Source organism: Caballeronia sp. TF1N1 (assembly GCF_022878925.1).
GTDB lineage: Bacteria > Pseudomonadota > Gammaproteobacteria > Burkholderiales > Burkholderiaceae > Caballeronia.
The window spans coordinates 538,547-563,039 of sequence record NZ_CP084629.1 but is presented as its reverse complement, the minus strand read 5'-3'; the positions used below and the strand labels follow the sequence as shown (position 1 = coordinate 563,039).

25 protein-coding genes and 1 pseudogene are annotated in these 24,493 nt (G+C 61.9%); 9 read left to right on the top strand and 17 right to left on the bottom strand.

Translation table 11 applies throughout. The annotated features are described in order from the left end of the window. Window positions 1-36: 36 nt before the first annotated feature. From LDZ28_RS28700 to LDZ28_RS28675, 6 genes are read right to left on the bottom strand one after another with little or no spacing between them, the layout of a single operon-like run. Complete coding sequence (locus LDZ28_RS28700; RefSeq protein ID WP_244831147.1) at window positions 37-1,293, bottom strand: FAD-dependent oxidoreductase; 1,257 nt, start codon at window positions 1,291-1,293, stop codon at window positions 37-39. After that, a complete protein-coding gene (locus LDZ28_RS28695; protein WP_244831146.1) occupies window positions 1,293-1,673 on the bottom strand; it encodes a RidA family protein in 381 nt (126 codons plus the stop codon). The genes LDZ28_RS28700 and LDZ28_RS28695 overlap by 1 nt, the downstream gene beginning before the upstream one ends. A 55-nt stretch (window positions 1,674-1,728) precedes the next feature. Then, the gene (locus LDZ28_RS28690; RefSeq protein WP_244831145.1) at window positions 1,729-2,382 is read right to left on the bottom strand and encodes an amino acid ABC transporter permease; all 654 of its coding nucleotides are present in this window, start codon (window positions 2,380-2,382) and stop codon (window positions 1,729-1,731) included. Then, window positions 2,379-3,065 carry an amino acid ABC transporter permease gene (locus LDZ28_RS28685; protein ID WP_244831144.1) on the bottom strand — a complete coding sequence of 229 codons (687 nt, stop codon included), beginning with the start codon at window positions 3,063-3,065 and terminating at the stop codon, window positions 2,379-2,381. The genes LDZ28_RS28690 and LDZ28_RS28685 overlap by 4 nt, the downstream gene beginning before the upstream one ends. 1 nt (window position 3,066) lies before the next feature. Further along, window positions 3,067-3,870, bottom strand: a complete 804-nt coding sequence (locus tag LDZ28_RS28680; protein WP_284503405.1) for an amino acid ABC transporter ATP-binding protein — start codon at window positions 3,868-3,870, stop codon at window positions 3,067-3,069. A 28-nt stretch (window positions 3,871-3,898) separates the two neighbouring features. After that, window positions 3,899-4,876: a transporter substrate-binding domain-containing protein gene (locus LDZ28_RS28675; RefSeq protein ID WP_244831143.1), complete on the bottom strand. Its 978-nt coding sequence runs from the start codon at window positions 4,874-4,876 to the stop codon at window positions 3,899-3,901. A 280-nt stretch (window positions 4,877-5,156) separates the two neighbouring features. Here LDZ28_RS28675 and LDZ28_RS28670 point away from each other — a divergent pair, with 280 nt between their 5' ends. Continuing rightward, window positions 5,157-5,771 (top strand): helix-turn-helix domain-containing protein, encoded by a 615-nt coding sequence (locus LDZ28_RS28670; protein WP_244831142.1) that lies wholly within the window; start codon window positions 5,157-5,159, stop codon window positions 5,769-5,771. On the opposite strand, the gene LDZ28_RS28665 is transcribed toward LDZ28_RS28670, so the two are convergent. The 5 genes from LDZ28_RS28665 to LDZ28_RS28645 form a co-directional block, all read right to left on the bottom strand. Next, window positions 5,744-6,754: a helix-turn-helix domain-containing protein gene (locus LDZ28_RS28665; RefSeq protein WP_244831141.1), complete on the bottom strand. Its 1,011-nt coding sequence runs from the start codon at window positions 6,752-6,754 to the stop codon at window positions 5,744-5,746. The two genes, LDZ28_RS28670 and LDZ28_RS28665, sit on opposite strands and share 28 nt — an antisense overlap. A 36-nt stretch (window positions 6,755-6,790) precedes the next feature. Beyond that, window positions 6,791-7,576, bottom strand: a complete 786-nt coding sequence (eutC, locus tag LDZ28_RS28660) for an ethanolamine ammonia-lyase subunit EutC (protein ID WP_244831140.1) — start codon at window positions 7,574-7,576, stop codon at window positions 6,791-6,793. Beyond that, on the bottom strand, window positions 7,573-8,967 hold the full coding sequence (locus tag LDZ28_RS28655) for an ethanolamine ammonia-lyase subunit EutB (RefSeq protein WP_244831139.1): 1,395 nt from the start codon (window positions 8,965-8,967) through the stop codon (window positions 7,573-7,575). Before LDZ28_RS28655 ends, eutC begins: the two co-directional genes overlap by 4 nt. Window positions 8,968-9,088: 121 nt before the next feature. Continuing rightward, on the bottom strand, window positions 9,089-9,751 hold the full coding sequence (locus tag LDZ28_RS28650; protein WP_244831138.1) for an HAD family hydrolase: 663 nt from the start codon (window positions 9,749-9,751) through the stop codon (window positions 9,089-9,091). Between the two features lie 16 nt (window positions 9,752-9,767). Beyond that, entirely contained in the window at window positions 9,768-10,352 is a 585-nt protein-coding gene (locus tag LDZ28_RS28645) for a hypothetical protein (protein ID WP_244831137.1), read from the bottom strand. A gap of 199 nt (window positions 10,353-10,551) precedes the next feature. Here LDZ28_RS28645 and LDZ28_RS28640 point away from each other — a divergent pair, with 199 nt between their 5' ends. Continuing rightward, complete coding sequence (locus LDZ28_RS28640) at window positions 10,552-11,088, top strand: YbaK/EbsC family protein (RefSeq protein ID WP_244831136.1); 537 nt, start codon at window positions 10,552-10,554, stop codon at window positions 11,086-11,088. A gap of 13 nt (window positions 11,089-11,101) precedes the next feature. On the opposite strand, the gene LDZ28_RS28635 is transcribed toward LDZ28_RS28640, so the two are convergent. Together LDZ28_RS28635 and LDZ28_RS28630 are read right to left on the bottom strand one after the other, a co-directional pair. Beyond that, the gene (locus tag LDZ28_RS28635; RefSeq protein WP_244831135.1) at window positions 11,102-11,467 is read right to left on the bottom strand and encodes a glyoxalase superfamily protein; all 366 of its coding nucleotides are present in this window, start codon (window positions 11,465-11,467) and stop codon (window positions 11,102-11,104) included. A gap of 7 nt (window positions 11,468-11,474) precedes the next feature. Then, window positions 11,475-12,215 carry a DUF2278 family protein gene (locus LDZ28_RS28630; RefSeq protein WP_244831134.1) on the bottom strand — a complete coding sequence of 247 codons (741 nt, stop codon included), beginning with the start codon at window positions 12,213-12,215 and terminating at the stop codon, window positions 11,475-11,477. A 121-nt stretch (window positions 12,216-12,336) separates the two neighbouring features. Between LDZ28_RS28630 and LDZ28_RS28625 the strand changes: the two are divergent. The 4 genes and pseudogenes from LDZ28_RS28625 to LDZ28_RS28610 all read left to right on the top strand — a co-directional run bounded on the left by LDZ28_RS28625 (window position 12,337) and on the right by LDZ28_RS28610 (window position 17,741). Next, window positions 12,337-14,007 (top strand): annotated as a pseudogene (locus tag LDZ28_RS28625) (purple acid phosphatase family protein). Window positions 14,008-14,291: 284 nt separating this feature from the next. Beyond that, the gene (locus LDZ28_RS28620) at window positions 14,292-16,514 is read left to right on the top strand and encodes a TonB-dependent siderophore receptor (RefSeq protein WP_244831133.1); all 2,223 of its coding nucleotides are present in this window, start codon (window positions 14,292-14,294) and stop codon (window positions 16,512-16,514) included. 60 nt (window positions 16,515-16,574) lie between these two features. Then, window positions 16,575-17,261, top strand: a complete 687-nt coding sequence (locus LDZ28_RS28615) for a Fe2+-dependent dioxygenase (RefSeq protein ID WP_244831132.1) — start codon at window positions 16,575-16,577, stop codon at window positions 17,259-17,261. Window positions 17,262-17,360: 99 nt separating this feature from the next. Next, the gene (locus tag LDZ28_RS28610) at window positions 17,361-17,741 is read left to right on the top strand and encodes a TraR/DksA C4-type zinc finger protein (RefSeq protein WP_244831131.1); all 381 of its coding nucleotides are present in this window, start codon (window positions 17,361-17,363) and stop codon (window positions 17,739-17,741) included. 11 nt (window positions 17,742-17,752) lie between these two features. Here the strand turns inward: LDZ28_RS28610 and LDZ28_RS28605 are convergent, their stop codons facing one another. Beyond that, window positions 17,753-18,637, bottom strand: coding sequence for a LysR family transcriptional regulator (locus tag LDZ28_RS28605; protein WP_244831130.1), 885 nt, complete (start codon window positions 18,635-18,637; stop codon window positions 17,753-17,755). Window positions 18,638-18,781: 144 nt separating this feature from the next. Between LDZ28_RS28605 and LDZ28_RS28600 the strand changes: the two genes are divergently transcribed. The 3 genes from LDZ28_RS28600 to LDZ28_RS28590 all read left to right on the top strand — a co-directional run bounded on the left by LDZ28_RS28600 (window position 18,782) and on the right by LDZ28_RS28590 (window position 20,957). After that, window positions 18,782-19,249 (top strand): cupin domain-containing protein, encoded by a 468-nt coding sequence (locus LDZ28_RS28600; protein WP_244831129.1) that lies wholly within the window; start codon window positions 18,782-18,784, stop codon window positions 19,247-19,249. A 171-nt stretch (window positions 19,250-19,420) separates the two neighbouring features. Continuing rightward, window positions 19,421-19,960, top strand: coding sequence for an ester cyclase (locus LDZ28_RS28595; protein ID WP_244831128.1), 540 nt, complete (start codon window positions 19,421-19,423; stop codon window positions 19,958-19,960). 70 nt (window positions 19,961-20,030) lie between these two features. After that, complete coding sequence (locus tag LDZ28_RS28590) at window positions 20,031-20,957, top strand: LysR family transcriptional regulator (RefSeq protein WP_244831127.1); 927 nt, start codon at window positions 20,031-20,033, stop codon at window positions 20,955-20,957. Window positions 20,958-20,975: 18 nt separating this feature from the next. On the opposite strand, the gene LDZ28_RS28585 is transcribed toward LDZ28_RS28590, so the two are convergent. From LDZ28_RS28585 to LDZ28_RS28575, 3 genes are all read right to left on the bottom strand, one after another. Next, entirely contained in the window at window positions 20,976-22,823 is a 1,848-nt protein-coding gene (locus LDZ28_RS28585) for an FUSC family protein (protein WP_244831126.1), read from the bottom strand. Between the two features lie 156 nt (window positions 22,824-22,979). Continuing rightward, a complete protein-coding gene (locus LDZ28_RS28580) occupies window positions 22,980-23,768 on the bottom strand; it encodes a hypothetical protein (protein WP_244831125.1) in 789 nt (262 codons plus the stop codon). A 76-nt stretch (window positions 23,769-23,844) separates the two neighbouring features. Beyond that, entirely contained in the window at window positions 23,845-24,429 is a 585-nt protein-coding gene (locus LDZ28_RS28575) for a hypothetical protein (protein ID WP_244831124.1), read from the bottom strand. Window positions 24,430-24,493: the final 64 nt, after the last annotated feature.

Below are 24,493 nucleotides of genomic sequence, written 5' to 3'. Positions count from 1 at the left end.
TGCCCTCTTGCATTGACTTGATTATCGCGCTTCGTTTCACCAGAAGCTGCGCGTGAGACTGAACGGCGTGTCGCGCGCATCGCTCTGGCTCGTGATCATCGACGTAATGAGATCGGCCGAGCCGCACGCAAGCGTCCAGCCGAGCGCGCCGTGTCCCGTGTTGACGAAAAGACGCGGCACCGCCGTCGGTGAAATGATCGGCAATCCATCTGCCGCCATGGGCCGCAGCCCGCACCAGGGCCGCACTTCGGCAGGCATCCGGACCTGTGGAAAAAGCCGCGTCAGCGCGCGTTTCAGGTTCTCCACGCGACCGGGCCGCAGCGTCTTGTCGAAGCCATCGAATTCGACGGTGCCCGCCACGCGCAGCATGTCCTTGAGCGGCGTTACGCCGATATGCTCGTAATCGTCGACGATAGGCCGTTGCGGCAGAAATCCCAGTTCGTCGGCACGGAGCGTAAGCGAATAGCCTTTGACGGGCGCCATCGGCAGGCGCACGCCGAGCGGGCCGACGAGCGACGGAGACATCGCGCCCGCGCATATCACGACGCTATCCGCGCTCAAATAATCGTCGGCGAGACGAACGCCGGCAACAGAACCGCGCTGCAGGTCGATACCGCTCACCGCGCTTCCCCACCGAAACGTCACGCCTTCGTGTTCGGCTGCGGCGGCGGTCGCGACGCTGAACGCATGCGCGTCGCCCCACGCATCGGATTCGAGCAGGAGCGCCGTGCCAATGCTATGTGCAATGCCTCCGAGCGATGGTTCGAGCGCCACGCTTTGCGCTGCATCGAGTCGCCTGACCTTTGCGCCCATGCGCTCGAGCATGCGCGCGAACGATTCCGCGCGCCGCTCGGCGTCCTTGCCGCGAATCAGTTCAAGCAGGCCGCCACGCTGGATGCCCGCGTCTATGCGCTTCTGGCCGAGCAGACGCTCCATGGCCGCGAGGCTTTGCTGACCGAACGCGGTGAGCGTCGCAGCCGTCTTGTAGTACTTGGCCGCGCGGCAGTTGGCCAGAAAGCGCACACCCCACATGCCGAGACCGGGGATTGCGCGAGGCCGCAGCAGAAGCGGCGCATCTTCGCGGCCGAGCCATTTAAGCAATTGCATCGGCGTGCCGGGTGAAGACCACGGCAACGCGCTGTTGGCCGCGAGCAAGCCGCCGTTGGCGAAGCTGGTTTCCAGGCCTGCTTCACGGCGGCTGTCTATCACGGTGACGCGGCAGCCCGCGCCCGCAAGCGCGAGCGCGGTCGTCGTCCCGATGATGCCCGCACCGATGACGATCACATGCTTCATCAGGCAACCTTGCTCACATCGGCATGAGCCAGGATTTCGATCTTGCCGCCTTGCACCATGAGATCCGCGATGATGGTCGCGCGGTTCGGATACGGCTTCGTGAAGAAGCGGCGATAGACCTCGTTCATGCCTTCGAAATAGCTCTTGTCCGTCAGAAAGACCTGCACCTGCGTGACGTCGTCCATGGTCGCGCCCGCCGACTCGACGATCTGCTTGAGATTCGCGAACGTCAGTTCGGCTTGCGTGGCGATGTCGCCGTCTTCGATCGAACCGTCCGCGCGAATGGGAATGCTCGCCGTGTAGAGCGTGCCGTTCGAGACGGTCGCCCATTCGACCGGCGCGCTTCCGTTGGGCAAGCCGGTTTCGATGACCTTGCGCATACACTTACTCCTTCTGTTCTGTCTTGAGAGACACTGGTTGGGAAAGACCGCCGTATCAGCCGTGAGCAGGCTGACGTCGCTCGATATGACGCATCAATTGCGACAGCGGATAACACAGCACGAAATAGAACGCCCCTACGGTGACGTAGATTTCGAACGGCATGAAATACTGCGAGCTCAAGTCCTGAGCGCGCAGCATGAGGTCGGGCGCGGCGATGAGCGAGGCCACCGACGTGTCCTTCAGAAGCGAGATGGCGACATTGCCCGAAGGCGCGAGCACCAGCCGAATGGCTTGCGGCAGCACGACCCAGCGCATGGCCGCGCCGCTCGTCATGCCGATGCTCGCGGCTGCTTCGCTTTGTCCGCGTGGCACCGCTTCGATGCCCGCGCGAAAGATCTCCGCGAAATACGCGGCGGCGTTCATGCCGAGACCAAGCACGGCGGCCTGATACGAATCGAAGCGAATGCCAATGGCAACAAAGCCGAAGTACACGAGAAAGAGTTGCACGAGCGCGGGCGTGCCGCGAAACACTTCGATATAGACACGTGCTATACGCGCGGCCATGCCACGACTGCCCATCCTGACGATGGCGAGCACCATCCCGAGCACGACGCCAATAGCGATGGCGCCAAGCGCCAGACGCAGCGTTGCCCATGCCGCCTGAAACAGCTCGTCGTGCATGGAAGACCAGAGTTCGGAATAGTTCATGACAGCGCCGCCCTCGGTTTGCCGAGTCCGCGCTCGGTCGCCGTCGAAAGACGCGACAACGCCAGACTCAGCAGCAGATAGATGATCGCCACGATGAAGTAGATGAGGTTGGTCTGATATGTCTCGCTCACGAGCATCCTTGCGCGGAACACGAGTTCCGGCACCGCGACGGCGGAAGCGAGCGACGTATCCTTCAATAGCCCGATGGCGAAGTTGGCGAGCGCGGGCAAGGCGAGCCGCATCGATTGCGGCAACACGACGGTTGCGAGCGCCATTGGCCATGTCATGCCGATGGCAAGCGCCGCCTCGCGTTGGCCTCGGTCGACGCCGTTGATCGACGAACGGAACACCTCGGAGAGAATCGCCGCGCCGTTGAGACCGAAGCCGAGCGTTGCGGCCACGAATGCGGGCAGCGTGACGCCGATCCGTTCGAGCCCGAAGTACAGCACGAACAACTGCGTCAGCAAGGGCACGTTGCGGAACAGTTCGAGATAGACGTTCGCCACCGCCTTCAACACGACACTGCGCGACAACCGCATGAGCGCGATCACGAAGCCCAGCAAGAAGGCCACGCAGAACGCGCTCGCGGTCAGCACCACGGTGGTCACCGCGCTCACGCACAACACGCGCACGAAATACGGCAGAAAATGCAGGCTGTGAGCCCACGCGGTGAGAAGCGCCATGTCAGTGCTCCAGCACCGCGCGCAAAAACGCGCGCGTGCGTTCGACCTTTGCATCGTGAAAGATCTGCCGTGGCGGTCCTTCCTCGACGATCTTGCCATCGGCCATGAACACGACCTTGTCGGACACGCTTTCAGCGAAGCGCATCTCGTGCGTCACGATGATCATCGTCATGCCTTCGTCCGCGAGCTTGCGCATGACGCCGAGCACTTCGCCCACGAGCTCGGGATCGAGCGCGGAAGTCGCTTCGTCGAAAAGCATGAGCCGCGGCTTCATGGCGAGCGCGCGCGCAATGGCCACGCGTTGTTGCTGGCCGCCCGACAATTGATCGGGAAACGCGTTGCGCTTCTCGTCCATGCCCACTTTCGTTAGCAACGCACGCGCTTCGTCGATCAACTCGCGGCCGCTGCGCTTCTGCACCTTGCGCGGTCCGAGCAGGACGTTGTCGATCACACTCAGGTGCGGAAACAGGTTGAAGCGCTGGAACACCATGCCGATATTCGCGCGCATGGCGGCGAGTTCGCGGCCCGACATCGCTTGCCAGCCGTCACCGTGACGACGCTCGCCGATAGCCGCGCCGTCGATGAAGATATGCCCCGCGCTCGGCGTCTCGAGAAAGTTCACGCAGCGCAACAGCGTGGTCTTGCCCGAGCCGCTCGGTCCGATCAGCGACACCTTTTGCCCCGGCATCACATCGAGGTCGATGCCCTTCAACACATGATGCGTGCCGAAGGACTTGTGCAGGCCGTCGATACGCACGAGCATGCGCGTATCGACCGAAGGAGTGGCGCTTAGCGTCGCAGACATATCGCGGTGTCCCATGATGATCCGGCCTTCAGGCGAAGGCTTTGCTGAAGTCCCGCGAATCGTGCGCGAACGGGCCAATCAGCGCGCCCTTCGCGTCGCGGTCCACGCCGGTGCGCGGGTCGGTCGGCAACGGCTGCAAGTAGTCGGGATTATCGATCCCGTACTTCGCGAGAATCGGCTTGATCTGGTTGGTGCGCCAGAGCCAGCGCACGCCTTCGTTGATGCCGTCGAACAGGTCCTTCTTGTCCGGACTCACGCCCCAGATCGACGCGAACTTGCCCGTGAGGCTGGGGTACGCTGCGTCGAAACCGATGGGAATCTGTTTCAGTCCCCACGACGGATTCTGCTGGATCATGTAGTCCACGGTCGGCGCGTCGAGCACGGCAAAGTCGAGACGCCCCGCGACGACATCGCGCAAGCACGAGTCGATACCGTCATACAGTTTCACTTCGACGATGCCCGGAACCTTCTTCATGTCGGGCACGACCGAATAACCCGTCGCCGTGCCGATGGTGTGCCCGCTCAAGTCCGCGATGGCAAGCGAACTCTTCTGCGTCTGGTTTTGCCGCATGATGACGTAGGCGCCCGTGTAGAAAACGGGATCGGTGAGCAACAACAGTTTGGCGCGGATCGGCGTCCACGCGAAGTTGCCGCCGAACCAGTCCACGCGGCCCGACTTCACCGCTTCGATCACGGCGGAAAAGGTCATCTGCTGCACGTCGATCTTCAGTTGCAGACGCTCGGCGATCAACTGCAGCATGTCGAAGTCCGTTCCCACGAGCTTGCCGTCGCGCACGGATGCAATCGGCATGTCGCCGAGGCACGCAGCCGTCAGATAGCCGGGACGCACGGTTTTGATCGGTGCGAGCGTCGGTGCGGCAAGTGCCGCGCGACCGAGCGTACTTGCGCCGAGTCCCGCGACGACCCCGTAGCCCGCCGTCTTGAGAAAGCCTCGCCGGGATGACTTGAGTGCGTCGATGGCGTGGGTGAGAGGATCGTCGAACATGGTGGTCAGCCCTTCCTGAATGGATTGATCGGGTAACGTCGGCGGATTTTGCGTATATGCAAAACCATGAAAACCATCCTATTGAGCTAAAATTTGATGGTCAAGAAAAACTTTTGCATATACGCAAAAACATGCAAACGCCGGGCGCCTATGTCACCATGTCGTGATGGCGAAGTGGCGGCTGCCCGCATATCGAACGAATACAAGAGACACCATGCAAACAGAAAATCGCCCGCGGAAGGCGGCGCAGAGAACGAGCCCTGCGGCAAAGGCGGCGGTCGTGCGCAAGCCCAAGCGCAAGCCAGAAGCCGAGGCGGCGCCCGCACCCGCGCCTGTTGAAGAAACAAGCGAAGCGAGTCCCGGGGAGACCATCGCGCATCATCGGCACGCGCGGGGCATGACGCTCGCGGCGTTGTCGGAGTTGTCGTCGGTGGCGATCTCGACCATCTCGCGTATCGAGAATGGCCGTATATCGCCGACCTATTCGGTGTTGTCGCGGCTAGCGAAGGCGCTCGATATCCGTTGGCCCGACATGGTCGGCGGCAACGAAAAGTCCTTTGCGCAAGGCTGTCGGGCAGTGAGCCGCGCGGGTCATGGCGTGAAGCATCCGACCTCCACCGGTATCTTTGAATGGCTCGGCGCGGACCTCGTGACGAAGTCGATGGAGCCGACGCTCATCGAAGCCAGTGCCGATACCGGCAAGCATGTGCTCTCGGCGCATGACGGACAGGAGTTCATCTACGTCACCGATGGCTCGTTGATATTCATGATGCGCGACTACGCACCGCTCATGCTCGAAAAAGGCGACAGCGTGTATTTCGATGCAGCCACGCCGCACGCATGCTATGGCGTCAAGATGCCGGCGCGCTATCTGTCGATCGTGGCAAAGCCGTGAGCTTGCGCGGTTGCGGTGTTGAGCGTATCCGAAGGACGCATGCCGAAAAGCTTGCGATAGTCGAGCGCGAACTGGCTGAGGTGCCAGAAACCCCATGCAGCGGCGGCGTCCTGAACGGTTTGCGTCTTTCGCGCGGCACCGGCATATCGTAGCTGACGTCGCGCACCGTTGAGGCGTATGGCGCGCAAATAGACATTCGGCGCCATGCCGAATGCTTCCTGAAAACAGTATTGAAGCGTGCGGCGGCTCACATGCAGATGCGTGCACAGTTCGGGCACGTTCACGGCGCGGTCGTGATTTTCGAGCACATAGTGACGCGCTTGCGTTGCGATCGCATGACGACGCGAGGCCACGGGCAGCGCGACCGGCTCGCCGCATTGCAGCGCGCCGCACTCGAAGAGCCACGACAACAAGGACGAGCGCATCGACGTGGTCGGTGTGATTTCGCCTCGCAACATGGTCATGAGCGATGCCGCGAGTCGCGCACGTTCTCCCGCACCCACGACGACGATCTCACCGCGCGACGTGGCGCATTCGAGATCGATATGCTCGACGTCTTCGGCATGACGGCGCAGCGCATCATGCGTTGCAACCACGCCGAGAATTTCGTAGCCGGACGGCGTCAACAGTTCGAACTCGACGCCGCCCGGGCGAACCGCAAGCGCGTTTTCATCGATGGCGCGCGACTGTATGCGCCCGGCGCCATCGCGCAAGAGCGGAATGCCGAACCAGCACGCATCGACCGGCACTTCGCAGCTTTGGCGCAAGGTCTGGCTCGTCGTCTCGCGAAACAACTGCACGTCGTCGAAGTCGATCTCGGCAAGCGTGCCGACGAAGCGTCCGGCGCTCAACTGATCGTAGACCTGCCGCCAGCCGCGCAGATTGCCCGCCTGCTCGTCCGCATCGTGCGAGACGAGCCGATGCACGCACGGACCGCGCGGCGCGTCAGCATTCGGCTTGGATGGTCTCGCTTCGCTTCTCATGGGACGAATATAGATCGCCAAAATGAAGTATGTCGTTCAGGCGTGGCACGCAATCGACGTCAGTGGTTCTTTCGCGGCGATAGCTGCGTCGCTGTCGTCCTTGAGCGCGACGCCAGTAAGGCCCAGACGACGCGCATGCGTCAGCAGATAATGCAGCTTGTACGCGGCCGCGTCGTGGTTCAAACCTTCCGGACGCACGTTGGATATGCAGTTGCGCTCGGCGTCGCTGCGGCCTACCGCTGGCGCGTAAGTCACGTAGATGCCGAGACTGTCCGGCGAGCTCAGGCCCGGCCGTTCGCCGATCAACATCACGACGATACTCGCGCGCATTACTTCGCCGATCTCGTCGGCGAGCGCGACGCGTCCTTGCCGCGCGATCACGACAGGTCCGATGTTCCAGTCGTCGAGTCTCGAAAGAATCGCCTGCAAGAAAGGCACGGCCTGCTTCGATGCGGCAAACGCCGACAAGCCGTCCGCGATCACGAAGAGCACGTCATGGTCTCGTGCACACGTTGCGTCGAGCAATGCGCGGCTTTCATCGGCGAGACGGCGGCCAAGGTCGGGGCGACGCAGATAATGCGCGCGATCCGGCGCCGCGCTATGCACATCGACGACGTTCGCAAAGCCGGCATCGGCAAGACGCGCGCGAAGTGCGTCGACATCGAGGGGATGATGCACGGCGTCGCGCGCCTGCGCATGCGCGAGATTGAACGCAAGCAACGGTTCGGTCGGCATGCCACTGCCCGCGCGGCCGAGCGCAATGCGCGCGTTCGTGAATTGCCGCAACGACTGCCACGGGTTCTTGACGAGCGTATCGCTCATGCGGCCCCCATCCATTCGCGCGATGCTTCGAGCAAGGGCTGACGCGTCGCCGAATCGATCAATGCGCCACGCGCATTGGCTATCTGCATCGTTTCGAGCCAGGTTTCGAACTCGGGCGCGCGGCGCAGGCCGAGCACTTCGCGCGCATAGAGCGCGTCGTGGAACGAGGTGCTTTGATAGTTGAGCATGACATCGTCCGCGCCCGGCACGCCGATGATGAAGTTGATGCCCGCGACACCGAGCAACGTGAGCAGGCTGTCCATGTCGTCCTGGTCCGCTTCGGCGTGATTGGTGTAGCAAATGTCGCAGCCCATCGGCACGCCGAGCAGCTTGCCGCAAAAGTGATCTTCGAGACCGGCGCGCATGATCTGCTTGCCATCGTAAAGATACTCGGGACCGATGAACCCAACCACCGTGTTGACGAGCAGCGGTTCGAACTTGCGCGCGACGGCATACGCGCGCACTTCGCAGGTCTGTTGATCGACGCAATGATGCGCGTTCGCCGACAGCGCGCTGCCTTGTCCCGTCTCGAAGTACATCACATTGTCGCCCACGGTGCCGCGTTTGAGCGAGCGCGCGGCTTCGAACGATTCTTGCAGCAACGCGAGCGAAATGCCGAAGCTCGTATTGGCCTTTTCGGTGCCCGCAATCGACTGAAACACGAGATCAACAGGCGCGCCCTTCTCGATGGCCGTGATCGTGTTGGTCACATGCGTGAGCACGCAGGACTGCGTCGGTACGCCGAAGCGCTCGCGAAATTCGTCGATCATCACGAGCAGGGTCGTGATCGCGGCAAGATTGTCGCTGGCGGGATTGATGCCGATGACGGCATCGCCGCAACCGTACATCAGGCCATCGAGCATGGATGCCGCGATGCCCTTCACGTCATCGGTCGGATGATTCGGTTGCAGACGCACCGACATGCGCCCCGGCAAACCAATGGTATTGCGAAAGCGCGTCACGACCGGCCGCTTGCGTGCAACCGCGATGAGGTCCTGATTGCGCATCAGCTTCGACACGGCCGCGATCATTTCGGGCGTGAGACCAAAGGTGATGCGTTCGAGCGCGGCGGTATCGGTCGTGTGGCTCAAGAGCCAGTTGCGGAAATCGCCGACGGTGAGATGCGCGATGTCCGCAAAGGCCTCGCGCGAGTGTTCATCGACGATCAGCCGCGTGACTTCGTCCTGCTCGTAGGGAATGAGCGGTTCTTCGAGGAACCTTTGCAAGGGCACGTTCGCCAGCGCTAGTTTGGCGGCGACACGTTCTTCCTCGCTCGTCGCGGCCACGCCCGCAAGTTGGTCGCCCGAGCGCATAGGGCTTGCCTTTGCCAGCAGGGTTTTAAGGTCGGCGAAGCGGTAGGTGCGCACGCCGATCGTTTCGGTAAAGCTCATGGGCGGCTCGCTCTTGGAAGGCCTCGTCGAAGGCAATCCTAGCGGCTCAAAAACCGGGGAGTTATCGAAAATCGGCAAACTTGGGCGATGCGCGCGGCTTCGCCCGAGGTTCATCGCGCGCTTAAGCCTTCAGCTTCTCAACCAGTTCACCGAAGCCCTGCAATACGATATCCGGCTCCATCGCCGTGCAACGCGCCTTGTCGCCGTAGCCATACGCGGCCCAGCAAGCAATGGCGCCGATGTTGCGTGCAAGGCCCAGATCCGCTTGCGTGTCGCCGACGACGGCAATCTCACCGCGGGGCACATGCGGATAGCGAGGCGCGATAAGTTGCTCGTAACACGCCGCATCCGGCTTCTTTGGCAAGCCGAGTGGGTCGCATACGAGCATGTCGAAGAAGTGGGTAATACCGTAATGATCGATTGCCTTCTTCACCGACGCTTCCGCCTTGTTGCTCGTGATCACCAGGGCAACGCCCAAGGTCTGCAACTCCGTGAGCACGCGTTCGACATCGGCGAAAAGCTGCGTATGTTGCAGTCCACGTTCGACGTAATACGCGCGATACGTGGCCGCCCATTCATCCGCTTGAGCCACGCTCAGACGCGAGCCCATGAGCTGCTGCATGGCCTCGGACATGACCACGCCCGCTTCGATCACGTGCTCGATGCGCGCGGCATCGGGCCGCTCCACACCGTAATGATCGAAGGTCAATTCGATGCAGGTGCGAATTGCGTCATGCGTGGCGCACAACGTTCCGTCGAAATCGAGCAGGCAGAGTTTGATCATGCTTGGGTCATGTGCCTCAGGCCTTCACGATGCCCAATGCGACCAGCGCTTGTGCGACTGCCGCGCGCATTGGCCAGCTCCATTCGGCTTCGTGCTCTTCGGTATAGCCTTCGAGCACGCTGCCAGCCGCCACCGCGCCGGGATCGGCAATGGCATACGTAAAGATGAGCGAGTTGTCGCGCGGACGGCGCGGCAGGTCCACCGGATGCTGCTCGTAAATGAGCTTGCCCAGATTGCCGTATTGCACATTGGCGCCGCGATAGCTGGCATAGCCCGCGGCCTTGGCCAACTGCATGGCGGTGATGGTGCGCGCGGGCGCCTGATAGTGCGCGACGAGCATCTTCCGCTGCCCTTCGCTGACGGGCAAGATAGCCTTGAACGCCGCGATGTAGGCGTCCACTGCCGCATCTCCCGCGCCGGTCGCCGGTCCCATTTCCGCATCGATCGCCGCACGCACGGTGCGTTCGGCGTCGTCGAGCGTCTCTCCGGTTTCCTTGAACGCGGCCTTCTGATCCTTCCACGCCCAACATTGCGCGACACCGTTGGACGCGTTCTTGATAACCAGCTCATAGCCCCGGTACGTGACCGTCGATCGACTCATTCCAGCCCCTGAACAAAGATATCTTTTCGAGCGCGAACGCGGCTTGCTTGCCTGTTCGCATTCGATTCCACGAGGGACAAGTATATCCGGTCGATGCTTCCAGCATGGTTGCAGCGCTGCGCGGCTCACTGGATTCGGTTACGCTTGGCTTTTTTTTGGCACTTCGGGCCTTTGCCTGAAGCCTCTTTATCGAACGCTCATGAACACGCCACAAGCCGATTACGCTCTGAATCTCGACATCATGTCCGCCGACGAAGCGGCCGCGCGCCTGCCCGCATCCGTGCTCGCGTCGCTGAACGGCGCAAACGTCGATGTGTTTCGCGTGCCCGACGACGCCTCCGATACCGCCGCCTGCAGCGCGCGCTTCGGTATCGATCTCGACGACTGCGCGAACACCATCGTCGTGCGCTTCAAGAAGGACGGAGGCGAACAGTTCGCCGCTATCGTCACGCTGGCGACGCGCCGGCTCGACGTGAACGGCGCGGTCAAACGCGAACTCGGCGCGCAACGTATTTCGTTCGCTTCGCGCGAAGCGGCCACGGAGTTGTCGGGCATGGAGTACGGCGGCATCACCTCGTTTGGCTTGCCTGAGTCGATGACCGTGCTCGTGGAAGCGTCCGTGATGGAGCGCGAGCGCATCGTGATGGGCGCAGGTATCCGCGAGGCAAAGCTGCTGCTCGCGCCGCAGCGTTTGCTCGCACTGCCGCAAGTGATCGTGGCGGCGTTGGCCGTGTAGCCTGGGATTGCTGTCAGTTCTTCGCCAGTTCGCAGAACCGAATGCGATTGCCGAACGGATCGGCGACTTCCATCACGCGTCCCCAGTCCACGCTTTCGACGCCGGGCTTCGCATATCGATACGCCTTCGCTTCCAGCTCGCGATGCAACGTATCGATATCTTCCATCGGCACGAAGATAGTCGAACCGGGTGTTGCATCGCCATGATGCTCGCTCAAGTGCAACGTGAGGTCCGAGCGCCTGATCTGCGCGTAGAGGGGAAAATTCTCGCCGAACGTATGCTCCCATTCGAGCGTGAAGCCGAGGAAGTCGAGATAGAACTCCTTGGCCCGATCGACGGCAAAGATGCGGATGATCGGTATGGCAGGGTGAATTCGCATGCTGAGTTCAGTCGAGTATGGGATGCGACTCGCCCGGAATCGGAAAGCCGCGATTATCTGTCGGCACGAGTTGCGTTTGAAACGCCACGAAGAGCGCCTGATACTTGCCATCCACTTCGACGATCACGGCACCATCCTGCGACACACCGTTTTCATTCGAATGATCCTTCACGTGGCTACCCTTCATGGGCTTTGCATTGCCCTGATTCATATGCGTCTCATGAAGCCCGTCTTCTCCCGGCTGAAAGAGAAAGCCGAAACCATAAACCGTGACGTCCTTCGTTGGTTTCCAGCCGCGCCGTTCATCCTTGTAGCTCGGCGTCGGATAAACATAGTTCACCGGATCGGCTGACATATCGAGCTGCAGCATCTCGTTGACGAGCGCGTTGATGTCGTTGTGCTCGCTTGCCGTGTCGAGCGGAATCGGACGCATGGCGCTTAGATCGACGAGGCCTTCTTCGTGCACGTAGTCGAGTTTCGGAAAGCTCGATGTGGTGACGCCCGCATTCAGTTTCGCGAGGTCTGCCGTGATCGCGTTGTCGAAGTTCTGATTCAGCACATACAACACGAGGTAACCCGCAGGACCCGTCAGCGAGCTATCCGACTTCACGTTCGTGACGATGCGGAACTCGTTGCCCTTCTCGTCGTCGCTTACGATCACATAGTGCGGGTCGCCTTTGTAACCGTTCAGAAAGGGAACGCCAAGCCTTACCTTTCCCTTGAACACCACGTACTCGTTGCTTGCCATTCTTCGCTCCTGTTTTCACCTAAGCCGGTCGTGCAGGCCGTTTGTCATAGCCGGGTCATACCGATAGTAATAATGTCTCCGGACACATCGCGTCCTGATCAAACGAGGAGACGGCCCGTCCATGGTAACGAAGAACCCGCAAGACTCCGCATCTATTGCATCGCGCAGAGGCTTTCTCAAGCTCGCCGGTGCGTCCGGCATAGCCACCGCGGCCAATGTCATGAGCGCGACGGCGAACGCGGCATCGCCCGGCCCGGATGGCACGCCCGAACAAGTGCATCTGACTTGGGGCCAAGACCCGACGCGAGAAGTCGTCGTGAGCTGGGCATCGCTTGCGCAGGCCGTGCATCCGCGTGTTCGCATCAGAACGCACGAAGGTCATGCAAGCGTGATTCACGGCGTACAACGCACTTATACCGATGGTCTGAACGGCGAGATTGTCTGCACGTATCATGCGCGTCTTGGCGACCTTCATCCGGACACGACGTATCACTACGAAGTCACCGCCGATAACGACAGCAACGCGGCCCAGCCTTTCAGCGCGAGCTTTCGCACGGCGCCGCGCGGCCGTCGCAAGTTCCGCTTCACGAGTTACGGCGACCTCGCGACGCCGAACACGGGCTGGGTGTTGTCGTCGCCGCAAAGCCGTTTCGCGGTGCAAGCTGTGGAACGTTTCGACCCGCTCTTTCACTTGCTCAACGGCGATCTTTGCTACGCGAATCTCAACGCCGCTCATCAGCCTGAAGTGTGGCGCGACTTCGGCAATAACGCGCAGGTCTCTGCCGCGAATCGTCCGTGGATGCCTTGTCCGGGCAATCACGAAGTCGAGTTCAACAACGGCCGCCAGGGCTTCGATTCCTATCTCACGCGCTACACGTTGCCCGACAACGGCACGCAGTTTCCGGGGCGCTGGTATAGCTTCCGCGTGAGTTCGGTGCTGTTCGTTTCGCTCGATGCCGACGACGTCGTGTATCAGGATGCCGCCGCATTCGTCGCCGGTCCCGCTCCGCTCGTTCCGGCCGCGAGCACGGGCAATCCGGCCATCGAACCGGGCACGTCGTTCTACATTCGCGGCTACAGTCAGGGCGAGCAGACGCGCTGGCTCGAAAAGACGCTGCGCGATGCGTCGCGCGACGACGACATCGACTGGATCATCGTGCAGATGCATCAGGACGCGCTGAGTTCGTCGAAGACGGGCAATGGCTCCGACAAGGGCATTCGCGAAGCATGGCTGCCCTTGTTCGACCGATACGGCGTGGACCTCGTGCTGTGCGGCCACGATCACGATTACGAGCGCAGCCATCCCGTGCGCGGTTGCAATCATCACGCAGGCCGCGATGCGACGACGGGCGAACGCGTCGACACCTTGCAACCGCGTCCGGTGATGACAGCGCAGCGCGCGAACGATCCTATCGATACTTCGCACGGCACGGTCCATCTGATTCTCGGCGGCGGAGGCACCAGCGCGCCGCTCGACGTCTACGGCACGGACGCGGGCACGGGCAATCCGCAAGCGCAGGTCTTCACGAAACGCAACCGGCCCATTCCGGGCGCGACGGCGGGCACGTTCGTGCGTCCCGTAGCGGATGCGGTGGAAGACGCCATCTGGTCCGCGCAACGCGATACGGGCACGGGCTACGGCATCGCCGTTTTCGACTGCGATCCGGGCTAGCATGGCGGCAAGACATCGATCACGATGAACTACTTCCACGCGCCGGGCGCGGACCAAACGCCCACCGCGGACTACGAGTTGTTCGAAACCATCGTTCTCGAAAAAGGATGCCGTCGCTGATTGGCCCGCGTTCACGCCCGCAGCGCCCGCGCGTTGCGGGCGTTTTGCTTCTTACCCGTCTAGTACAGGCACTGTACGCACCCTTACAATCGCCTGACCATTTCGGAAAAAGTTCCCTGGAATTGTGAAATTCTTTCCAAATATTTCGGCCTTTGTGTAATGATAGTGATTCGCATTCACCTGAATTAAGGGCTTATTTCTGATTCGTGGATGCCGAGCCAAGAACAAGTCAATTGCGCATGCGTCAGCGACACGCATGCGGTCGAAAAAATTTGAGGAACGACATGTTGAGGAAAACACCGCTTGCCGCGGCGTTGGCCGCGTTTACCGTTGCGCCGATTGCGGCGCCGCTTTACGCGCAAACCGCCCCGCAAGTGACGCAGACGACCCAGGCCGATGCCCCGGTGAGCAACGCATCCGCACCGGAAACCGCCGCGCTGCCGGCGGTCAAGGTCACGGGACAGGCCGATCAGCAAGCCGACTTCCAGCCGGAAGTCTCGAGCGTCGGCGCCAAGGTACCGACGGCGCTGCGCGACATTCCGCAGGCCGTCGTGGTCGTGCCGAAAGCAGTGCTGCAATCGCAAGCGGTGAGTTCGTTTTCCGACGCCTTGCGCAATGTGCCGGGCGTGACCCTCGGCGCGGCCGAAGGCGGCCAGATCGGCAACAACATCAACCTGCGCGGCTTCACGGCGCGCACCGACATCTATCTCGACGGCTTTCGCGACCGCGGCCAGTACTATCGCGATACCTTCAATCTCGAATCCATCGACGTGCTGTATGGCCCGTCGTCGCTGTACTTCGGGCGCGGTTCCACGGGCGGCGTCATCAATCAGGTCAGCAAGCAGCCGAACCTGAAGCCTCGCGCCGATGTTTCCGTGCAAGCGGGCACGCACGACCGCTATCGCAGCACGGTCGACATCAACCAGCCGCTCACGGATACCTCCGCGTTCCGTATCAACGCGTTCGGACAGGATCTCGGTTCGACCCGCGATCAGATGAAGAACAAGGATTACGGCGTGGCCCCGGAAGTGAAGTTCGGCATCGGTACGCCTACGCAGGTGACCTTGTCCGCGCTGATCCAGCATAACTACGATCAGCCCGACTATGGCATTCCGCCGCTCAACGGCCATCCCGCGCCGGTCGATAGAAAAACCTTCTACGGCTTCACGGACGACCGCACGATCCAGGACGTGCAGACGGTGAACGCGCGTGTGGAACATCGCTTCAACGACATGTTCACGCTGCGCAACCAGACGCAGTTCAGCCACTACAGCACCGAGGCGCGCGCGACCAACGCAGCGGCCGTGCTGACGGGTCCGCTCGGAACCTCGACCGCGCTTGCGAACGGCAACTACACGGCACTGCCGCTGTCGTCGCTATTCGTGCGGCTGCAGGGCAAGGACCGCAACATCAACGATCACTCGGTCTATAACACGACCGATCTTCAGGGCAAGTTCGCAACCGGCTTCCTGAAGCACGACATGCTCGTCGGCGTCGATCTGAGTCACGAGACCTACAGCAACCAGAGCTTCACGGCGACCACGCCCGGCCTGCCTTCGAATACGCTTGCCATCGTGCCGCTCGTCGATCCGGCATACGTGCCGCGCCCGGCGAATTATCGTGAAGTCGCGACGAATCTGGCCGAATCGAGCGCGAACGGCATCGGTCTTTATTTGAACGATACGGTGTCCATCGGCGAGAACTGGAAGTGGATTGGCGGTGTGCGCTGGGACCGCTACGAAGCGTCGATCAACAATTCGATCAACGCGCCCGGTTACGCCACGCAGACCAACTTCTTCACGAGCGTGCGTACCGGCGTGGTGTGGCAGCCGGCCGACTGGCAATCGTATTACGTGTCGTACGGGACGTCGTTCAACCCGTCGCTCGAAGCACTGACGCTCACCAACAATCAGCAGAACACGCCGCCTGAAAAGAACCGTTCGTACGAGGTCGGCTCGAAGTGGGACTTGCTGAACGGCGGCCTTTCGGTGACGCAGTCGCTCTTCAACATCGAGAAGACCAACGCTCGCACGCAGGTTTCGACCGGCGAATACACGCTCGATGGCGACGTCCGCGTGCGCGGTTATCAGTTGGGCGTCGCGGGCCACATCACGAAGCAGTGGCAGATGTTCGGCGGCTACACCTACATGGACGGCACCGTGCAGAAGGCGCTCGACGGCACGACCGGCAACACGCTCGCCAACACGCCGCATCACATGCTCAACTTCTGGACGACCTACGACTTCACGCCGGCATGGCAGATCGGCGGCGGGCCTTCGTATGTGTCCTCGCGCTATGCCGCGAACAACAATCTCGTTCAGGTGGGCGGATACGTGCGCTGGGACGCGATGGCCGCCTATCATCAGAAGCGTTACGATATCCAGTTCAACGTGCTGAATCTGACGGACAAGCGTTACTACGACGCGCTGATCCCGTCGGATGGCGGACGCGCGGTGCCGGGCTACGGCCGCACCTTCCTCGCGACGTTGAATTACCGCTTCCGTTGATGTGCCTGCGCGCGCCACGCCGAATCAAGGCGCGGCGCGCGCAGTTGAAAAGTCAGAACGATGATCCTCTCCATACCCGGCGTTCTCACGCCCGAAGATGCCGCCGCCATGCGCGCACGGCTTGAAGCCGCCACGGACTCATGGGTCGACGGCCGCGCAACCGCTGGCTATCAGGGCGCGCCGGTCAAACATAACCGGCAGATCGCGGAAGGCTCGCCCATTGCGCATGAAATGGGCGACGCCATCGTCGGCGCGCTCGAACGGCATCCGCTCTTCATCAGCGCGGTGCTGCCCAATCGCGTGTATCCACCGCTCTTCAATCGCTACGAAGGCGGCATGCACTTCGGCAGTCATGTCGATGGCGCAATCCGTATCGTGCCGGGTCATGGCGCACGCGTGCGTACCGACGTCTCCGTCACGCTCTTCCTGTCCCGTCCCGAAGACTACGATGGCGGCGAACTCGTCATAGAAGACACGTATGGCGTGCAGGAAGTGAAATTGCCCGCGGGACATGCGATCGTTTATCCCGCGACGAGCCTGCATCAAGTACGGCCCGTGACGCGCGGCGCACGCGTGTCGAGCTTCTTCTGGGCGCAAAGCCTCGTGCGCGACGACGCTCAACGCGCCCTCCTCTTCGATCTCGACAACTCCATTCAACGCCTGAACGCCACGCAAGGCGATGAAGCCGCAAAGCGAACGCTGGTCGGCTGCTATCACAATCTGCTGCGCATGTGGAGCGAGACCTGAGCGGTCCGGCTTTTGTCGGAGCACGGCCACGAACAAGTTGCCTTGACAATGCCGACTGCCGAAGCGTACGTTTGATGAACACTTACTCGAGGCACCATCATGGCCACCGACGAAAACGGCTTGAGTGACGAGTTCATCGCAAAGCAGCGCGAACGTCTGGAAGCATTGCAGCGCGAATTGCTCGGCAACGAAGAAGGCACGATTGCGAGCGAGCGAAATCTACAGGAAGAACAAGGCGCCGAAGCCGAGGAATACGAAGACGACGCACAGCGACGCGAGCAATACGTATCGAATCAGGCGCTGCGCAACGTGAACGACTTGCGTATCGCCGACATCCAGCGCGCGCTGCAAAAAATCGAGGAAGGCAGCTACGGTCTTTCCGACGAAAGCGGCGACCCCATTCCCAAGGCGCGCCTCGAGGTCATGCCCGAAGCCATTCTCACCGTCGCCGAGCAGAGCAAGCGCGAAACGGGCCATTGAGGCTTTGCGCGTCAGGCACTTGCCGTGAATGCTTCGATCAACGCGCGTACCCGCGCGGGCCGCACACGCGAGCCCGGCAGCACGAGATTCACGGCAAGCGGCGCGGGGCGGCAATTCGCCAGCACTTCGACGAGCGCGCCCGCCGCGAGATACTGACGCGCGAAGAACTCGGGCATCTGCGCAAGGCCGATACCGAGCAACGCCGCCTCCGCCAGCGCCTCGCCGTGACTGATGCGAAACGGCGCTTGCGGTTCCACCGATACCTTTTCTCCGTTCTCGATGAATTCGAGCGGCCGGTCGCGCCCGTTCGTCGGCAGACGAAACGCAATCAACGTGTGATCTTCGAGGTGCCTCACCGCGCGAATTCTTGCGTGCCGCGAGAGATACGTCGGACTCGCGCACAACACGAGCGCCTGTTCGTCGATCTTTTGCGCAATCAGCGACGAGTCTTCGAGCTCGCCGAAGCGGATCGACGCATCGAGTCCTTCGTCGGTGAGACTCACGCGTCCATCGGAAAGACGCAGATCGAATTCGAGTAGCGGATAACGTTCGCGCAGACGCGCGAGCACCGGCAACACGACACGCACGCCATAGCCTATCGGTGCGCCAATGCGCAGCACGCCTGCGGGCTCGTCGTTGTCGCTGACAGAGTCCAGATCGAGCGCTTCGATTTCTTCGAGCAAGCGCGCGCTTTTCGCAAACAGCGCGCGTCCTTCTTCGGTGAGCGTGACAGCGCGCGTGGTCCGGTGAAACAGCCGCGCGCCGAGATCCTTTTCTAAGCGTGCGACGCTTTTCGCCACGGATGAAGGCGCAAGCCCGAGTTCACGTGCTGCTTGCGCAAAGCTGCCGTGGCGCGCCACAGCAGAAAAATTAACGAACTGGCTGAGATTCTTCATGGCGTCATTCGCGACAGATTAACGTGAAAGACGTGGCACGGCTGCCCCCAATGCATGGCCGATATTCGCGTAGAGTAGCGCGGTGAGAGTGATTTCGGCTCATGTCTCATTAGTACGTGATACGAACTATATGGAGAATCTTGCATGTCCATGTTGAACGATAACCCGGTCGAATACGATTTCGGCGGTTCCCGCGCTCGCCTGCTCGTGTCCGGCAATCATACGGACGATGCTTACTGCATGCTGGAAATGTTCTCGCCCGCCGGACGCGCCACACCCATGCATCGTCACGAGAATGAGGAAGAGACGCTGCTGATGCTGGAAGGCGAACTGGAGGCCATCGTCGATGGTACGCGGCATCGCTTGCTGGCTGGCTCGACCGTGGTGCTGCCGCGTGGCTCGCAGCATCAGCTCATCAATTCAGGCGCGCAGACAGCCCGTTATCTCGTGATCTGCACGCCCGCAGGCTTCGACCGCTTCGTCGATGCTTGTGCCGATGCGCAAAGCGGCCAGGTCGTCCCGCACGACCCGACCGACGCGGACAAGGCCCGCATGCGCGAGGCTGCGTCGCGCTTCGGCATCACGATTTATCCGCCGGCCGCGACGGCTTGAAGACGCGCGGCACTTTTTGGTTTCGCTGAAGAATCATTCAAGAGGCAGACCCATTATCAAGCGACATCGAGGAACGCAGAATGGCTTTCATGCAAGGCGCATTGCAAGCAATAACCGAGTCCGCGTTGCGCCGCTTAAACCTCATACGAACAGCCATTCACGGAGAACGTCATGTCGCTCTTACGTATCGTGTCCGCTGCCCTTGGTGCAGCACTTGTTGCAAGTGCGCTGCCGGCGTCCGCCGCCGACAGCCTCGTCGAGCCGCAGACGCTTATCGTCGACAAAACTCTGTCGAAGCAGCAGGCGGCGCGGCAGATTCACGCGGCCCGCACCTACGACACGTTCTGGACTACCGGCGACGAAGCTCAGGCACGCGCCGCGCTCGCCGACGACTTCACGGACCGCACGCTGCCGCCCGGCCGCCCGCAGGGCATTGCCGGGCCGCTGACTGCATCGAAAACGTTTCATGCAGCCGTGCCGGACGTCCACGCTGCGGTCGAACAGATGATCGTCGCGGGCGACCGCGTCGTCACGCATCTGCACTTCACGGGGCATTTCACCGGCACGTTCAACGGCGTGCAGGGCAACGGACAACCGGTGGATTTCATCGCGACCGATATCTACCGTATCCGCGACGGCAAGATTACCGACAATTGGCATCTCGAAGACAACCTCGCTTTCCTGCAGCAACTCGGCGTGGTGAGCAAATAAGGGCGCGGGTATGATACCCACGCGCACCTCGGCGCGATCGTCCCACCTACCAAACCTGGAGCGGCAGCGCGTGGATAACCTGGGTGACATCCGGCTTTTCGTCGAAGCAGCGGCGCTCGGCAGTCTTTCGGCGGCCGGCCGCAAGCTCGATCTATCGCCGGCTGCGGCCAGCGCGCGGCTCGTGCGACTCGAAAGCGCGCTCGGCGTGCAACTCTTCGAGCGCACCACGCGCAGTCTGAGACTGACCGACGAAGGCCGCACATACCTGTCGCACTGCCAGCACGCGCTACAAACACTCGACGACGCCCACGCCGCGCTGCACGCCGGACGCGCCGTGGTGAGCGGCAAGTTGCGCGTCTCGGCCACGTCGGATTTCGGCCGCCATGTCCTCACGCAATGGCTCGACGCCTTCAACGAGATGCATCCCGAGGTCAGCATTGCGTTGGTGTTGTCGGACTCGCTGTCGCATTTGCTACTCGACGATATCGACCTCGCGATCCGTTTCGGCGTGCCCGCCGACAGCACGATGATCGCCAAGCGCATGGCGCCGAACCGTCGCACGCTATGCGCGTCACCGGCTTATATCGAGGCGCATGGCAGGCCGGAGAACGTCGCGGCGCTCGCTCGGCATCGCTTCATTTTGCTGAGTTCAGCTGCTGGCGTGGCGAACGAATGGCGTTTCATGCGCGATGCCCACAGCGAGAATTTCACCGCTCCGCTCACGCATGCACGCGAGACGAACGATGGCGCACTCGCGCGGCAATGGGCGCTCGAAGGACACGGTGTGGCGATGAAGTCCATATGGGACATCGGCGCGGATCTGCAGGCTGGCAGGCTCGAGGTTCTGCTGCCCGAATGGCGTTGCCCCGACACGCCCGTGCATGCGTTGTTTCAGCGGCGTCAGTACATGGCGCCGCGCGTGCGGGCGCTGCTCGATTATCTGAGCGCCAAATTCGCGGATGCGACGCGAGACCTCGCGCCTTATCTCGACAATTAACCGCACGTGCCGTCTGCCTTAATGGAAGCCGATTCGCGCCCGTAACGAAGCAAGCGTGCGCCACGTGACGGAGATATCGCGGCTGGCTTGCGCATCGCGAATGCGTGACGCAAGCAGCGCGACGGCGCCATCGAGCGAGACGAGTGCATCGCTGGTGCGGGTATCGATAGGAGACGTGTGGCGTATCGGCCGTGCATAACGCGCGCGTATGCTTTCCAGCCGCGCCATCACCGAGCCGAAGCTGTGTTCGCTGCCAGCATCCTGTCGCGTATCGGAGCGCTCGCTGAGCATGGCGCGCACGTTGTGGACGCAGCACTGCAAGGCTCCGGCGATCTGCTCGTAACGCGGCTCCCAAACAAAGACGCGCTGCGGACGCAATGCAACGCGGAAGTCGTGCCATTGACGATCCAGCGCTCTGACCGCGGCGGCGGCCCCTCCCTGGTTTTCATCCGCATTGGCTGAAGCCGCGCTCACGCCTTCGATCAAGGCATCGACCACGCCGACGAAGCGCGCCTCGATATGGCTCGTGGTATCGAGCGGCTTGACGGTGAACGCGGCGATCAAGGCGGCGAGGCATCCTATGGCCACTTCTTCGATCCGCAGTTCGACGAGCGGTTGCACGGCAAGGCCGAGACCGCCATAGACCAGACCCACGAGCACGGTGATGAAGAACACGCCCGGCCCGTATGCGCTCATGATGAAGTACGCCCAACCGAAAACGCAGAGCAGCATGGCGGCTGCAATCGCGGCGGGCTGATCGTGCAGACTCGTCACCAGAAGCGCGCTGACCAGTCCGCCCGCGAGTGTTCCGGCAATGCGCTGCATGGCGCGATACAGCGTGTCGCCGCGCGAACGCGTACCGAGGAACACGACGAACACCGTGATGACGGCCCAGAACCAGCGCTCCGACGACAGCACGTGACCCGCGAGCATGGCCATCAGCGCTGCCGCGCCCGTGCGCAAGGCGGGCAGCCATGAAAGGCTCGTGCGTAGCTGGCTCATGTCGATTCTCTTGCGCGGCGGCGGCGCGTTCTTGCGCTTCGAATCCGTCGTTTCGATGCCTTCGAGCTTCGCAATCGCCGAGCGGAAGGCGCTTTCGCGTGCGGGGCGGCTCGTTGCATCGAAGACATATTGGCCTGCGGCGACTTCGAGTTCCACGAGCGCTTCGCGCAGCGCGCCGGCGTCGTCCGGGTCTAGAAGCGCGAGCCGGTCTTCGAAGGCGATGGCCGCTTCGTTCATCGAGGACAGCGCCGTGTGCATGCGCCCCGCGCGGTGCGTTTCGCGGAGCACGTCTCTTGCGCGCAAGGCGACGGTGCGAATCGCCAGTTGTATCGCGGCGATACGGCGTTGCGGCACGATTCCGCGCGCGACGCACACGATCACGCACGGCGCCACCATCGACAGCGCGAGAATCAAACCAGCCTCGTTCGCCGATGGATGCAGATACACGCCAAAGTAAAAAGCCACGATGCCGATCAGCGCGCTACCAAGCGCTCGAGGTCCGCAAGCCTGCACCAGCATGCCGGCGAAGAGCAGCGCGATGAACACCGCATCGGCGACGAAGGGCACGACATCGAGCGCGGCCGCCGTGGCAAAGCTCGATACGGCGACGAGATAGAGGGAAGAGAGGGAGACTAACCAGCCGCGCAGCGTGTGATCGCGCAAAAACAGCGGGGCGATCATGCAGAACAGCACGGCTAGTCCGGCGACCACCGGCGGTGACCCGAATCGCGCGGCCACTTCGATGCAGATGAAGGCGCTAATCAACGTGGCGAGCGTCGCACGAAGCGCCGTGACGAAGCGCGCGAGGCCGGGATCTGCTACGAGCAGGCGGTCAGCCGCTCGTCGAAAGACGATCGCAATCATGGGTCGACATCCGGTCGGAGATCGGACACGGCTTTTGGCCGGCGCCGATGCAAAGGGACAATGCCGATTCGTCGTCGGCCGGGATCGCCGGCACTCGGACAAATACGGGTTTTCCCGGATGATAGCGCGTCAAAATTCTTTTTTGCGTGACTCAGGTCACGGATACGCCGCAGCCTTGCGCTTATCGACTCGATCCGTGATCCACACAGCCGCGACCATCGCCACGATGAGAACGACCGAAGCCGTGAAGCGGCTGAAAGCGAGTCCACCCTGGTCGACGGGTTTATCGAAGAAATCGCCCAGCGTGGCGCCGAGCGGCCGCGTCAGCACGAACGCGAGCCAAAAGAGCAGCGTGTGGGAAATCTGCGTAAAGAAGTACATCAGGCACACGGCAAGCAGCAGCGTGCCGAAAATCAGCGCGCTCACTTCGTAGCCGAGGCCGAGACCGCCGCGATCGTCGCCTGCGAGCCAGTCGCCGACGGCGGTGCCCAGCGTTTGCGAGAACAGGATCGTGATCCAGTAGAACCATTCGGCGCGCGGTGTGGTCACGCTCGACACCGCGACCGTTCCTTCCACGCGATACCAAAGAAAGATGCACAGCACCAGGCACACGACGATCAACGAGACGCCGCCCGGATAACCGAGCCCAACGGAGCGATCGGCAAAGTCGGCGAGCGTGGTTCCGAGCGTCGTGGTCGCGACGATGGTGATCCAGTAGAACGACGGATGGAAGCCCTTCGCCCGCACCTGCGCCATGACGAAGCCGACGAACAGGATCGCGAAAATCGCGGAACCCACCAGATAGCCGAGATTCAGCGACATCGTGACCCAATCGCCGCCGGTCTCGCCGAGCGTCGTCGCCGCAATCTTGATGAGCCAGAAGCCGAGCGTGACGGCCGGCACCTTGAGGTCGTGTCGGTCCTGCGTTTCCGTATTGATTTGCATGTCGAAGTATTCCGTGAGAGCCGTGAGTCTCCGCAGAATAACAATCGATTCCTTAGCGGACGCTTAGCGCCGTTGGTCAAATTGCATCGAACGGACGCTCCCAGCCAAACGCTCGCACGCGTTCGAACGGTCTTTCGAGCACGACAGCGCCACGCGCTTCGCCCGGCAAGAGCAGCGGAAGCGTATGCCATGTCGTCTCCTGCGCGGCCCGCTCTTGCAGCGATCGCACCTCACCGCGTTCCGCGCGCGCTCGTGCGGCTGCGAACAAATCTTTCGTATCGCGCGGCGCGAACAGATTCGGCGCTATCTTCAGCCCTACTCTGTCAGCCGCCATCGCAATGACGATCCAGATACCGCAATAAGCGATGTCGACGCCGACCGACTGGCCATCGCGCAGATTCGCCACCACGATGCGTTCCTCTGGCCCTTCCTCCAGCTTCACTTCGTGTTGCCGGCACGCGAGCACCCCGGAAAGCAGCAGCCGAAGCGTCGCCCGTCCGACGCCGAAGCGCCGTCCCACCGCCGCGTTTGGATGAATGCGCGCGCGTTTGCGCTCGGCGACCGTGAGCCAAAGACCGACGTTCGATGCGGACACGAAGCGGAATTCGGTAGGCACGAGCCAGAGCGCGAGTTCGCCCGGCGCGGGGAGCCGTTCGAACATGACATTCGATTGCGAGAGATCGTAATGTTCCCAGGCCAACGGGCGGGCGAGAACGGCGGACGGC